The following is a 13109-nucleotide window of genomic DNA, read 5'->3' as shown; positions in this document are numbered from 1 at the left end:
TTAAACCCTTAAAAATACGATTTCTATGAAAATTATTTGCGAGGCATCTATGGAAAAGCAGAAACTGGTACGATTCGAGACGGCTGACGCTCAGGCTGGCGGACAGCGCAGGCCTTTTGCCAAGGCCGTGCGGGCCGGTGATTTCGTCTATGTGTCTGGACAGGTGCCAACAGTCGATGGTGAAGTAGTAACTGGCGGCATTGTGGCTCAGACCGAGCAGGTTGTGGCCAATATCATGGATGTTCTGGCGCTTGCGAATTGTACACTTGCCGATGTCGTCAAGGTCAATGTCTGGCTGGATGATGCTCGGGATTTTTCGAGCTTCAACGCGGTCTTCCAGAAATATTTCATCGATCATCCACCGGCACGTTCAACCGTGCAGTCGCCCCTGATGGTCGATGCGAAGGTTGAAATGGATGTTATAGCCTATAAGCCACTGGTTTGATTGCCAATTTCCGATCCTGAGAGCGTTTGACGATGACCTACCCCTGGCCTGACGAAGGTACCCCACTCGATGCGATCTCGACGCCGATGCCCGTGATCGACGAGGACCGACTTGCCGCAAATATTGCGCGGGCGCAGTCCTATCTTGATGGACATGGCATGGCTTTTCGCCCCCATATAAAGACACATAAGATACCAGCCATTGCGAAGCAGCAGCTTCAGGCGGGCGCCATCGGCATCAATTGCCAGAAGGTCAGCGAGGCGGAAGTTTTCGCGGATGCCGGTTTCGACGACATCCTCATTACCTACAATATCCTCGGCGTGGCGAAACTCTCGCGGCTGAGGGCATTGAATGCGCATATAGGGCAACTGAGCGTCGTCGCCGACAGCGCCGTGACGATTGCCGGCCTTGCCGGCACATTCGATGCGGAAAGACCGCTTTCCGTTCTTGTCGAATGCGATACCGGCGGAAAACGCTGCGGTGTGCAGACCCCGGAAGCCGTGTTGCAGCTTGCAGAAAAGATCGTCGCGGCACCGGGCCTCAATTTCAAGGGCATTTTGACCTATCCGGCACCCGGTGGCGCTGAAAAGGTGGAGAACTTCATTCGGGAAACCATGGCGTTGCTTGCGGAAAAGGGCATTGACTGCCCGGTTCGCTCCAGTGGCGGCTCACCGGATTTTTTCTCTGCTCACCTCGTTCCCTCCGCAACCGAATATCGGGCGGGCACCTATGTATATAATGATCGTTCGATGCTGCGCGCCGGACATTGCAACGCTGGCGACCTGGCAATGCATGTTCTTGCCACCGTGGTGTCGCGACCGACACCTGATCGCGCTGTGCTCGATTGTGGCTCCAAGGCTTTGACCTCCGATCTCCTTGGGTTCAGCGATTACGGGCTGATTGAAGGGTATGAAGGCGCGAAAATCATGTCGCTTTCGGAAGAACATGCGGTGGTCGATTTGTCGGGCTGCACATCGGGCCGGCCGGAAATCGGTGAGCTGGTCAAGGTTGTGCCGAACCACACCTGCGTCATTACTAATCTTTTCGACAGGATGGTTTTCCATCGAAACGGTATCGTGACGCGGGTGGAAGACGTGGCAGCACGCGGCACCGTCTGGTAAAATTACCCGGCTAATTAAATTGCAAAAAAGATGCTGCCGAAATGCGGGCATCGGCAACGAGAATGACAGTCATGCGCATATTCACGGCATCGCTTGCCACCGAAACCAACACGTTTTCACCCGTCCCGACGGACATGGACGCCTTTCGCGCGGCTTTTTACGCTGGGCCCGGCGAACATCCGGAAACGCCGACACTGTGCTCCTCACCGGTACCAATTCTGCGCCGGCGCGGCAAAGCGGAAGGGTTTACGGTAATCGAGGGTACCTCCTGCTGGGCGGAACCGGCGGGGCTGATACAGCGCCAGACCTATGAAACGCTGCGCGATACGATTCTTGCCGAGCTTGCCGCCGCCCTGCCGGTCGATGCGGTAATTCTTGGTCTACATGGCGCCATGGTCGCGCAGGGTTATGATGATCCGGAAGGCGATTTCCTGTCGCATGTCCGCACGCTTGTTGGTCCCGACGTACTGATCGCGGCGGAATTCGATCCCCACAGCCATTTGACCCCTTTAAGGGTCCAAAATCTCGATATCATGGCGACGTTTCTGGAATTCCCGCATACGGATTTTGAGGAACGTGGTGAGCACGTCGTTGAACTGGCACTTCGCACCCTGCGCGGAGAACTCAGGCCGGTTATTTCCACTTTTGATTGCCGCATGATCACCATTTACCCCACCAGCCGCGAACCGATGCGTTCTTATGTTGACCGTTTGAAGGCTTTGGAGGGTAAGGACGGCGTGCTGTCTATTTCCGTCATTCACGGTTTCATGGCAGGCGATGTCCCAGATATGGGCACGCGTATCGTCGTCGTGACAGATAATGACAGGGCAAAAGGTGACGCACTGGCCGAAGAACTCGGTCATGAGCTTTACGCCATGCGCAAGTTGACTGCCATGCCGATGCTCGACACGGAATCGGGTCTCGACAAGGTTCTCGCCATTCGAAGTGAGCATCCGGATATGCCGGTCGTGGTGTCGGATATATGGGATAATCCCGGTGGCGGCGTTGCGGGTGATGCCACCCATATTCTGCGGCGCATGGTGGAGCGCGGCATGGACAATATCGGTGTGGCAACGATCTGGGATCCGATTGCTGTGTCTTTCTGTCACGCGGCAGGCGAGGGGGCGGAGATTGATCTGCGTATTGGCGGTAAATCCAGTCCCGAAGGTGGCGAGCCGCTCGATTTCCGGATCAGGGTCATGCGCACTGCAGAAGCAGGGTGGCAGAGTTTCCGAAACAGCCGCGTCACGCTCGGCCGCGCCGCCGTCGTTCGACCGGTCGGAACGGAAATCGATATCATTCTCATTACCAGCCGCACGCAAACTTATGAGCCGGATATCTTTTCCAATCTCGGCATTGATTTTGCCAGGAAAGACGTGCTGCTGGTGAAGTCCACCAACCACTTCCATGCGGGTTTTGCGCCGGTCGCTTCCGAGATCGTTTATATCGCCGCGCCCACTTCCTATCCGACCGATCCGGCCACAACCGCCTATCGCAAGGCTAGCCTCCAGCTATGGCCACGGGTGGCCGATCCGCTGGGGTTGGACTGAGGCAGCGGCGCTTCAGATATCTTCTAGCGTGATCAGAAAGAATATGCCTTCACCATAATCTGAATCGATGGTGAAGGGCACGCTTTCCGTGATGAAAACGCTATCCAGCTTCTCCAGCCGGGCTGTGTCGTTGTTGACGGCGACCGTCAGAGGATCGAGCGCGAGGATCAGCCTTGTTCCCGTTGCCGCTTGCATCGAACAGCTGCCGGATAGTCTTTGCACGCTGTGGGCGAAGGACGAGCGGCGGGTCATGACGTTCAGGTCGACGATCGCGCCTTCCATCAAGGTGGCATCCACGGGAACATCGGCGGCAAAGGGCAGGGGGGTACTCTCCGTCGTCAGCGCCACCGGCTCATGACCCGAAATAGCGAGTGCAAGGCCGTTTCCCTCGATAATCGCAAGCGTGCGGTCTATGCCGGGGAAGCTGGAAAATGGTCCGTCCTGAGCAACGGTGGCCATGCTGACGCGCCAGTCGAATGCATCCACGGAAGCGCCCGGCGGATGGATGGCGATTTCCACCGTAACGCCGCCGCCATTTTTCCACGGCATGGTTTTGTATTCGGAAGCGCGTAATATTCTCATGTGATGTCCAGAATCGGGTCGTTAAGGGGGCGGGGGCGGAAGTTTACGATCCGCGATCATTCTTGATGCGTCGCTCAATCGTTTTTTGGACCGCCTTTAAATCGGATGGCCGGCCGGCAACCTTCTCGATCGCGGCAATGGCAAGGTCACTGGCGACATAGTCAGATTTATGCCCGAGATTGTGCACGACGATCAAAGTGGAGCCGCGAATATCTCTGGCGAGATGACGGGAATGCACCTCTGGCGAGACGATCGTGTCCGTATCACCGGTTATGATGACGGTTGGTGCCGTGATGCGCCGATACTCCGAGGAAGCTCCGCGCGCCCATTCATTGAGAGCCGCGACCTCCTGCGCATTGTGCCGAAAGGCCCTGGGCCGCAGGGCCGCCACGGAATGTGTTGCTTCCACATAACCGGCGGGTCTGGAATTGGGTGCAAAAACACCGCGCGTTGCCTGATCCAATGCCAGGAGGCCGGCGGGCGGAGCAATGAAGGTGCTAAACAGCGGACCGGTAAAGGGCGCATTTGCCGCTGTGTAATACCAGGCGATGCCGCCCTCCCATGGATAGACAGCGGGAGAAAGGAATACGAGGCCCGCGACCATCTCCGGATGACGGACCGCAAGCGATGCCGCGATGGCGCCGCCAAAGGAATGTCCGACGATAATCGCTCTCGGGACGCCTCGCTTTTTCATAAGCTGGGCAATGGCGTCCGCCTGTCCATCCGGGAGAATATTTGCCTTGCCGCCGATATCCGAATTGCCGTGCCCTGGCCTGTCGACAAATAGCAGTTTTGCACGGCCTCTCAGCTTTTCGAGAAACGAAAACATCGGATCATAGAGACTGGCGCTTGCGCCGTGAATGAAGAGGATCGGCGGAAGCTCGGCGCTTTTTCCCGGCTCGACCAAGATGCTGTTCAGCTTGTAGCCGCCCACATCGATCCGCACGGGAACATTTTGCTGCTTTTCGGACGCCACGGCATTCGTAGCGGAAACCGGAAGAAGTGCCCCGAGCAGGAGGGTAAATGCAAGCGGAAGGAACCTGTACGCCATTCTTTGATCTACCATGTCCTTCATGCCTGCCTAACGGTTAGCGCGGCTTTCAAACGAGCATACAGTCGGTCGGTTAAAAACATCAACGGAAGAAAGCCGCAGACAGACCAGAAGTTCCACCGGCCGCCGACAGCGGCGTCGAAACTGATGCGGCACCGCTGTCGGCACTGTACGATGGGTGGATCGCGGCTCTCTTCCCGGATCAGATAAACGGCGCAGCCTGAAGACTGCGCCGAGTTTTTTCTTCAGTTACCGAGAATGCCGGGCAGTCGCAGGCCCTGCTCTTTTGCGCATTCCACGGCGATTTCGTAACCGGCATCGGCATGGCGCATGACGCCGGTTGCCGGGTCGTTCCACAGCACGCGCTCTATGCGGCGGGCCGCGTCATCGGTGCCGTCGCAGCAGATGACCATGCCGGAATGCTGGGAAAAGCCCATGCCGACACCGCCGCCGTGGTGCAGGGAAACCCATGTCGCGCCGGATGCGGTATTGAGCAGCGCGTTCAGCAGCGGCCAGTCGGATACGGCATCCGAACCGTCCTGCATGGCTTCGGTCTCGCGGTTCGGCGAGGCGACGGAGCCGCTGTCGAGGTGGTCGCGGCCGATGACGATCGGAGCGCTGAGCTCGCCGTTCTTGACCATTTCGTTGAAAGCAAGACCGAGACGATGGCGATCACCAAGGCCAACCCAGCAGATACGCGCCGGCAGGCCCTGGAAGGCGATGCGCTCGGCGGCCATATCAAGCCAATTGTGCAGGTGCTTGTTGTCGGGCAGCAGTTCCTTCACCTTGGCGTCGGTCTTGCGGATGTCTTCCGGATCACCCGATAGTGCCGCCCAGCGGAACGGGCCGACGCCGCGGCAAAACAGCGGGCGGATATAGGCCGGAACGAAGCCCGGGAAGGCGAAAGCGTTTTCCAGCCCTTCTTCTTTTGCCACCTGGCGGATGTTGTTGCCGTAGTCGAAAGTCGGAATGCCCATGTCCTGGAAGGCAATCATCGCTTCGACATGTTCGCGCATTGAGGCACGGGCAGCTTTTTCGACGGCTTTCGGGTCGCTCTCGCGCTTTTCCTTCCACTTGGCCATCGTCCAGCCCTTCGGCAGATAGCCGTTGATCGGGTCGTGCGCCGAGGTCTGGTCGGTTACCATGTCTGGACGGATGCCGCGGCGGACCATTTCCGGCAGGATTTCAGCGGTGTTGCCGAGCAGGCCGACGGACTTTGCCTCGCCGGCGGCGGTCCAGCGCTCAATCATCTCCATCGCCTCATCAAGAGTTTCGGCGCGGGCATCGACGTAGCGGGTGCGCAGACGGAAATCGATCGAATCGGGATTGCATTCAATGGCAAGGCAGCAGGCACCGGCCATCACGGCGGCAAGTGGCTGGGCGCCGCCCATGCCGCCAAGGCCGCCGGTCAGAACCCATTTGCCTGTGAGATCGCCATTATAGTGCTGACGACCGGCCTCGACGAAGGTTTCGTAGGTGCCCTGCACGATGCCCTGGCTGCCGATATAGATCCACGAACCGGCGGTCATCTGGCCGTACATGGCAAGACCCTTTTTATCCAGCTCGTTGAAATGATCCCATGTCGCCCAGTGCGGCACGAGGTTGGAGTTGGCAATCAGCACGCGCGGCGCATCCTTGTGGGTGCGGAACACGCCAACCGGTTTGCCGGACTGGACCATCAGCGTTTCGTCTTCGTTGAGATCGCGCAGGGTCGCGACGATCTTGTCGAAATCCGCCCAGGTGCGGGCGGCACGGCCGATGCCACCATAAACCACCAGTTCGTGCGGGTTCTCGGCCACTTCAGGATCGAGATTGTTCATCAGCATGCGCAGCGGCGCTTCTGTCATCCACGATTTCGCGGTCAGCTCGGTTCCACGCGCAGCGCGGACGTCGCGAATATTGTGACGAGGATTAGTCATTTGGTTCCCCTTTTGGTGTGTGCGAGTGTCAGCGCAGTCGTTTCGATGCGCGTGAGAATGTCTTTCAGGTGTATGCGAAGCTTGGTGGCCTTGGCGTCGTCATAGGCAAACGGCGGTGCCTCTGTCGTTAGATGGGTGGATTGCGCCAGTTCCATCTGGATGGCGTGCACGCCGGTTTCGGGCTTTCCGTAGTGGCGTGTCGTCCAGCCACCCTTGAAGCGACCGTTGAGAATGCTGGTGTAACCTTCTGCCGTAGCGGTTGCTTCGACCGCCATTGTCTCGATGGCTGGGTCGCAGGTCCTGCCCATATCCGTACCGATGTTGAAATCCGGCAGCTTGCCTTCGAACAGGAACGAGATATGCGAGCGGATCGAATGGCAATCATAGAGAATGGCGATGCCGTGAATGGCCTTAACCCGCTCAATTTCCGCGGCAAGGGCCGCGTGATAGGGTGCATGAAACGTTTCCAGCCGAGAGACGATGTCGTCCTGATTCGGTTCCTGCCCCTCATTCCAGATCGATTTGCCGTCGAAATCGGTTTCCGGAACAAGGCCTGTGGTGTTTTGTCCCGGATAGAGGCTAACGCCTTCAGGATCGCGGTTGGCATCGATCACATAACGATGAAAGGTGGCGCGAACCGTCGTCGCGCCGGGGAGCAGATCCGCGTAGAGATCATGAATATGCCAGTCGGTATCGGCAAGCATCTTGCCGTTGTCGTTCAAGCGTTGCCAAATCGCTGCGGGAACATCGGTGCCGGTATGGGGCAGGCCGAGAATGACGGGCGATGTGCCTTCTTTAATATCGAAGACGCGCATCTTACGCCTCCAGCTTCGGAAGAATGCCGTCGGAAATCACGGACACAAGAGCGCCGGTAGCAATAAGGTCGGATGCCGCCTTCAGATCGGGTGCCATATAACGGTCCTCTTCCAGTGAAGGGATCGCCTGACGCAGCACGGCGATTGCCTTTTGCAGCTCCGGGCTGGTTTTCAATGGCCCACGCAGCTCAACGCCCTGAACCGCCGAAAGCGCCTCGATGCCGAGGATGGCGAAAAGATTCTCCGTCATCGGTAGCAGGCGGCGCGCGCCGTGGCAGGCCATGGAGACATGGTCTTCCTGATTGGCTGAGGTTGGCGTCGAATCGACCGAAGCCGGATGAGCCATCTGCTTGTTCTCGCTCATCAGCGCAGCGGAGGTGACTTCGGCAATCATCAGGCCAGAATTCAGCCCCGGTTTTTTCGATAAAAATGCCGGAAGGCCATAGGATAGAGCCGGATCGACAAGCAGTGCCACGCGGCGTTGCGCGATCGCGCCGATTTCGCAGATGGCAAGCGCCGTCTGGTCGGCGGCAAATGCCACCGGTTCAGCGTGAAAGTTGCCCCCGGATACAACGGAATTGTCGGAAAGGACCAGCGGATTGTCCGTCACGGCATTGGCTTCGATTTCAAGCGTGCGGGCTACCTGTCGCAGAATATCGAGGCAGGCGCCGTCCACCTGCGGCTGGCAACGGATGCAATAGGGATCCTGAACGCGCTCGTCGCCTTCGATATGGCTGACACGGATTTCGGATCCTTCCAGCAGGTTGCGCAGTGCAGCCCCCGCATCGATCTGGCCCTTGTGGCCGCGCAATGTGTGAATATCGGGATGGAAGGGAGCCGAAGAACCCATAGCGGCATCGGTGGAAAGCGCACCTGTTATCAGCGCTGCCTGTGCCGCGCGGTGAGCGCGGAAAAGACCGGCAAGCGCCAGCGCCGTCGAGGTTTGCGTGCCGTTGATCAGCGCCAACCCTTCCTTGGCGGCGAGCACGACCGGGGTCAGCCCGGCTCTAGTGAGAGCTTCGCCGGCGGGCAGAAGCGTACCTTCATAGAAAGCCTCGCCTTCGCCCATCATCACGGCGGCCATATGGGCAAGCGGTGCGAGATCGCCCGACGCTCCGACCGAACCCTTTTCCGGGATGGAAGGGATGACACCCTTTTCCAGCATGTCCTCGATCAGCCGCACCAGTTCCAGCCGTACGCCGGAGGCGCCGCGACCGAGCGAAATCAGCTTCAGCGCCATGATCAGGCGCACGACATTTTCCGGAAGCGCCGCACCGACGCCGCAGCAATGCGACAGGATGAGGTTACGCTGCAGCGTCGCCACATCGGCTGCGTCGATCTTGATTGAGGCAAGTTTGCCGAAACCGGTATTGATGCCATAGACCGGCGCATTGCCGGCGGCGATCTCGGCGATGCGGGCTGCTGCTTTTTCTATGCCGGCATCGAACGAACGGTCGAGTTTCGCTCTGCCGTTATCCCAGTAGATTGCGGCAAGTTCAGCAAGGGTCACATTGCCGGGGTGAAGCGTGATAGTCATGGAGAAACCTTCTGTCCCTTGAAAATGCGGGCGTGGAGCGGGTTGAAGCCGATGCGGTAGACAAGTTCAGCCGGGCGTTCGATATCCCAGATGGTGAAATCAGCAGATTTTCCTGCTTCAAGCGTGCCGGTTTCCGCAAGCAGGCCGAGCGCCTTTGCGGCATTGCGCGTGGTCGCCGTCAGGCATTCCTCCACCGTCATGCGAAAAAGCGTGGCACCCATGTTCATGGTCAGCAACAGGGAAGTCAGTGGTGAGGTGCCAGGATTGCAATCGGTAGCTAGCGCGATGTCAGCGCCTGCATCGCGCAGGGCCTGAACCGGGGGCAGCTGTTTTTCCCGGAGCGCGTAAAAGGCCCCGGGCAGAAGCACGGCCACCGTTCCCGCTTTAGCCAGTGCTTTTGCACCGGCCTCGTCAAGATATTCCAGATGATCGGCGGAAAGCGCACCGTAGGATGCGGCAAGCTCCGTACCGCCGAGGTTGGAAAGCTGTTCGGCATGCAGCTTGACGGGAAGACCGTACTGTTTTGCCGCCTCGAAAACCCGGGTCATTTCCTCAACGGAAAAGGCGATGCCTTCGCAAAAACCGTCAACCGCATCCGCCAGTCCTTCCGCATTGGCTTTTTCCAGCCCCGGCAGAACCACGTCCATAATGTAGTCGGCGTTACGGCCCTTATATTCGGCCGGTGTCGCATGCGCGGCCAGGTAGCTGGTGACGATTCTAACGGGCCGTAACGTCTCAAGTTTGCGGGCGACGCGCAGCATTTTCAGTTCGGTTTCGATATCAAGACCGTAACCGGATTTTATTTCGAGGGTTGAGACACCCTCCGCCAGAAGCGTATCCAGACGGGGCAATGCCTGTGCCACCAAAGCCTCGTCCGAGAGGGCGCGCGTGTCGCGTACCGAAGAAACAATGCCACCGCCCGCTTTGGCGATCTCCTCATAGGTCGCGCCATTGAGGCGCATTTCGAATTCCATGGCGCGGTTGCCGCCGAAGACCAGATGTGTGTGGCAGTCTATCAGGGCCGGAGTGATCCAGCGTCCCTCACAATCGGTTATCTCGTCGGCCGTTGCCAGGTCGGCGGGCAGATCGCTTTCAGCGCCGGCAAAGACGATGCGGTCGTTGCGTATGGCAATGGCAGCATTTTCGATAGCGCCGATGCCTTCCATGGTAGGATCAAACGTCGCCAGCCGGGCATTGCGCCACAATGCGGTAGTGTCACCCGTCGCCATTCCCTTTGTATATTTGTTCCCTGGCATTTGCTTTTCGCCTTTCTTTTATGTGTCAAATGTATATACATAATAATCACGTTGGCAAGCCGCAATTTCGTATGCGACGTCGCCTTGTCAGAAGAGATCAAGAGGAGAGGGTGGCATGACGGTAATTCACGCGGGCGCAGCACTTCTGGCCGATGGGTGGGTGCAAGATGTTCGCATCCACTGCAGAGGCGGTGCTGTTTCATCCGTCGAACCCGGTGTTTCTCCGCAGCCGCAGGATGAACGGCATGCCGTTATCGTGCCGGCCATGCCCAATCTGCACAGCCATGCCTTTCAGCGGGCCATGGCAGGGCTTGCTGAAATTCGCGGGCCTGCCGATGACAGCTTCTGGAGCTGGCGCACGGTCATGTACAAATTCGCGCTGTCGATGACACCGGATCATGTCGAGGCGGTTGCTGCCCAGCTTTATATGGAAATGCTGGAAGCCGGTTTTGGACGGGTCGGTGAATTTCATTACCTGCATAACGATATGGATGGTTCACATTACGGCAATATCGCCGAAATGGCCGAACGTATCGGTGCCGCCGCCTCGCAAACGGGTATCGGCCTGACTTTGCTGCCGGTATTTTATGCGCATTCCGGTTTCGGCGGTCAGGCGCCAATAGACGGTCAGAAACGTTTCATCCATTCGCTCGACAGTTACGAAAGGCTCATGCAGGGCGCCCAAGCCGTGGTGAATGGGCTTCCGGGTGCAACGCTCGGCATCGCGCCACACAGTCTCCGTGCCGTAACTGGTGAAGAACTGGCGGCGATCGAACCGCTGGCGAAAGGCGGCCCGATCCACATTCATGTGGCGGAGCAGGTCAAGGAAATCGAGGACTCGCTCGCCTTTTCAGGTGCGCGGCCGGTGGAGTGGCTTTTGCAGAATGCGCCGGTCGATGATCGCTGGTGCCTTATCCATGCGACGCATATGACAGAAGCCGAAACCCGCCGCATGGCAAAAAGCGGTGCCGTTGCCGGCCTTTGCCCCATCACCGAGGCCAATCTTGGCGACGGCATCTTCCCCGCTCCCGGTTTCATCGCGGAAGGCGGCCATTACGGTGTCGGTTCGGATTCCAACATTTTGATCTCCGTGCCGGAAGAATTGCGGATGCTCGAATATTCGCAGCGCCTGTCGCTTCGGGCGCGCAATGTCATCGCCGATGCCGGCCGTTCCACTGGCGAGAAACTGTTCCAGCAGGCGCTTCAAGGCGGTGGCAGGGCGCTGGATTCAAAAAATCAGATAGAAGCGGGAAAAAGCGCTGATTTTGTCGCGCTTGATTGCTCGGCCGTTCCCCATCTTCCGACACCCCAGATTCTCGACCAGTGGATGTTCGCGAGTAGCGTCCACGTCGATACCGTCTGGGTGCGCGGCAAAAAACTGGTGCAAGCGGGCCGGCACGTCCATCGCCATGAAATATCGGATCGCTTCAACAAGGTCATGGCCGAACTTGTCGATAGCTGATATGCGCTCGATAGGAACGACATCGAGCCGTTGGAAGGCATTGCGGACGTGACGAAAGCATCGGCCGGGCAAACCCTGCACCAGCGAATCCTCGGTGATATAGAGGGCCGGATCGTATCGGGCGAATGGCCGCCGGGTCACCGGTTGCCTTTCGAGGTTGATCTCGCCGCCCACTACGATTGCTCCCGCATGACCGTCAACAAGGTCATGGGCCAGCTTGTGAAGGCCGGCTTGATCGAGCGCCGCAAGAAATCCGGCAGTTTCGTCCGCCAGCCGCAGATCCAGTCCGCGGTTCTCGAAATCCACGATATCAGGGCGGAAGTCGAATCCCTTGGCCTGGAATATGGCTTCAAGGTCCTTAAGCGCACACAGCGTGTCGCAAAGCGTGAGGATCGGACAAGTCTCGATATTGCCATTGGTACATCGCTGCTCGATATCGTCTGCATTCATTTTGCGGGCACGCGGGAATTCTGTATCGAGCAGCGTCTCGTCAATCTGGCAACCGTTCCCGATGCCGCTGAAATCGACTTCACGGAGATTGCACCCGGACCCTGGCTGCTTGGCCATGTTCCCTGGAGCAATGCCGAACACCGCATCAGTGCCGAAACGCCCTCGAAAGATGTTGCGCGCCTGTTGGGTATCTCCGACAGGCAGGCCTGCCTTGTCGTGGAGCGGCGCACATGGAGCAATTCGGGTGCCGTCACCTATGTACGCTTCACCTATCCCGGCAATGCGCACGCTCTGGTCGCCCGTTTCAGCCCGTCTTCCGAATAAGACTGGGAAGGGCGCAATGCCTGCAATGTCCAAAGAAAGCGCCCTCGTCGTGTTAGGAAAAACCCTAGCTCCCGTCATGCAGCTCGGAAACGTTAAAATCTGTTAGTTTGTATGACTAATTTCAAACTCCCTTTTAAAATCAATGTTTTGAATGTTTTTTTTAGAATTTGTATTTTGGTGTGTTGACTTGTTTGAGGGTGATCTCTTATAAGTCCGCTCACTGAACGAGGGCGGCGGCGCTGCTGGCGACGAAGTCTTTCGTTCTAAAGAAATCATGTTGATGAGCTGACTGCTTGTTGTTTTCCAGGGGCTTTTGCTTTTGGGGTTTGATTTTGTGACTGCAATGAGCGGTCTGTTTTTTGACAATTGAATATGAGAAGAAAGAGAAACGTGGGCGGCGAAGCTTGCGGGGTCTGAAGGAATTCAGGCTCTGATTGAATAGACTTTGACGGTCACGTTTTAATGAGACAACACCAATTTTGCGAGCAGCGATGCTTGGATGAAATTGATGTGAGTTCTCGTCGATTCAGAATAACGTGACAATAGTCAATGATTGAATTCTCAACTTGAGAGTTTGATCCTGGCTCAGAACGAACG

11 protein-coding genes are annotated in these 13109 nt (G+C 57.7%); 5 read left to right on the top strand and 6 right to left on the bottom strand.

What is annotated here, in order from left to right:
* The first annotated feature begins 49 nt into the window (after nt 1-49).
* From ACQZ5Y_RS05590 to ACQZ5Y_RS05580, 3 genes are all read left to right on the top strand, one after another.
* Nucleotides 50-445, top strand: coding sequence for a RidA family protein (locus ACQZ5Y_RS05590; RefSeq protein ID WP_019565014.1), 396 nt, complete (start codon nt 50-52; stop codon nt 443-445).
* Between the two features lie 32 nt (nt 446-477).
* Nucleotides 478-1566, top strand: coding sequence for a D-TA family PLP-dependent enzyme (locus tag ACQZ5Y_RS05585; RefSeq protein ID WP_174060177.1), 1089 nt, complete (start codon nt 478-480; stop codon nt 1564-1566).
* Between the two features lie 71 nt (nt 1567-1637).
* A complete protein-coding gene (locus ACQZ5Y_RS05580) occupies nt 1638-3116 on the top strand; it encodes a M81 family metallopeptidase (protein WP_174027310.1) in 1479 nt (492 codons plus the stop codon).
* A 12-nt stretch (nt 3117-3128) separates the two neighbouring features.
* On the opposite strand, the gene ACQZ5Y_RS05575 is transcribed toward ACQZ5Y_RS05580, so the two are convergent.
* From ACQZ5Y_RS05575 to hutI, 6 genes are all read right to left on the bottom strand, one after another.
* Nucleotides 3129-3698 carry a HutD/Ves family protein gene (locus ACQZ5Y_RS05575; protein WP_174060178.1) on the bottom strand — a complete coding sequence of 190 codons (570 nt, stop codon included), beginning with the start codon at nt 3696-3698 and terminating at the stop codon, nt 3129-3131.
* 43 nt (nt 3699-3741) lie between these two features.
* A complete protein-coding gene (locus ACQZ5Y_RS05570; protein WP_236763008.1) occupies nt 3742-4749 on the bottom strand; it encodes an alpha/beta fold hydrolase in 1008 nt (335 codons plus the stop codon).
* Nucleotides 4750-4994: 245 nt separating this feature from the next.
* The gene (hutU, locus tag ACQZ5Y_RS05565) at nt 4995-6668 is read right to left on the bottom strand and encodes a urocanate hydratase (RefSeq protein WP_025595291.1); all 1674 of its coding nucleotides are present in this window, start codon (nt 6666-6668) and stop codon (nt 4995-4997) included.
* A complete protein-coding gene (gene hutG, locus ACQZ5Y_RS05560; protein ID WP_174060179.1) occupies nt 6665-7483 on the bottom strand; it encodes an N-formylglutamate deformylase in 819 nt (272 codons plus the stop codon). The genes hutU and hutG overlap by 4 nt, the downstream gene beginning before the upstream one ends.
* A gap of 1 nt (nt 7484) precedes the next feature.
* Nucleotides 7485-9020 (bottom strand): histidine ammonia-lyase, encoded by a 1536-nt coding sequence (gene hutH / locus ACQZ5Y_RS05555; RefSeq protein WP_174060180.1) that lies wholly within the window; start codon nt 9018-9020, stop codon nt 7485-7487.
* Entirely contained in the window at nt 9017-10276 is a 1260-nt protein-coding gene (gene hutI / locus ACQZ5Y_RS05550; protein WP_174060181.1) for an imidazolonepropionase, read from the bottom strand. The genes hutH and hutI overlap by 4 nt, the downstream gene beginning before the upstream one ends.
* A 115-nt stretch (nt 10277-10391) precedes the next feature.
* Here hutI and ACQZ5Y_RS05545 point away from each other — a divergent pair, with 115 nt between their 5' ends.
* On the top strand, nt 10392-11738 hold the full coding sequence (locus ACQZ5Y_RS05545) for a formimidoylglutamate deiminase (RefSeq protein WP_174060182.1): 1347 nt from the start codon (nt 10392-10394) through the stop codon (nt 11736-11738).
* Nucleotides 11739-11786: 48 nt separating this feature from the next.
* The gene (hutC, locus tag ACQZ5Y_RS05540; protein ID WP_025595286.1) at nt 11787-12512 is read left to right on the top strand and encodes a histidine utilization repressor; all 726 of its coding nucleotides are present in this window, start codon (nt 11787-11789) and stop codon (nt 12510-12512) included.
* The last annotated feature ends 597 nt before the right edge of the window (nt 12513-13109 follow it).

It is taken from the genome of Agrobacterium sp. A3-95, from assembly GCF_053521785.1.
The sequence above is the reverse complement of the archived record's forward strand: the minus strand, read 5'-3'. Positions and strand labels throughout refer to the sequence as shown.

What these genes read in the sequence shown, in the direction of transcription:
- ACQZ5Y_RS05590 (WP_019565014.1), top strand. Translation starts at nt 50, where the DNA reads ATGGAAAAGCAGAAACTGGTACGATTCGAGACGGCTGACGCTCAGGCT.
- ACQZ5Y_RS05585 (WP_174060177.1), top strand. Translation starts at nt 478, where the DNA reads ATGACCTACCCCTGGCCTGACGAAGGTACCCCACTCGATGCGATCTCG.
- ACQZ5Y_RS05580 (WP_174027310.1), top strand. Translation starts at nt 1,638, where the DNA reads ATGCGCATATTCACGGCATCGCTTGCCACCGAAACCAACACGTTTTCA.
- ACQZ5Y_RS05575 (WP_174060178.1), bottom strand. Translation starts at nt 3,698, where the DNA reads ATGAGAATATTACGCGCTTCCGAATACAAAACCATGCCGTGGAAAAAT.
- ACQZ5Y_RS05570 (WP_236763008.1), bottom strand. Translation starts at nt 4,749, where the DNA reads ATGGCGTACAGGTTCCTTCCGCTTGCATTTACCCTCCTGCTCGGGGCA.
- hutU (WP_025595291.1), bottom strand. Translation starts at nt 6,668, where the DNA reads ATGACTAATCCTCGTCACAATATTCGCGACGTCCGCGCTGCGCGTGGA.
- hutG (WP_174060179.1), bottom strand. Translation starts at nt 7,483, where the DNA reads ATGCGCGTCTTCGATATTAAAGAAGGCACATCGCCCGTCATTCTCGGC.
- hutH (WP_174060180.1), bottom strand. Translation starts at nt 9,020, where the DNA reads ATGACTATCACGCTTCACCCCGGCAATGTGACCCTTGCTGAACTTGCC.
- hutI (WP_174060181.1), bottom strand. Translation starts at nt 10,276, where the DNA reads ATGCCAGGGAACAAATATACAAAGGGAATGGCGACGGGTGACACTACC.
- ACQZ5Y_RS05545 (WP_174060182.1), top strand. Translation starts at nt 10,392, where the DNA reads ATGACGGTAATTCACGCGGGCGCAGCACTTCTGGCCGATGGGTGGGTG.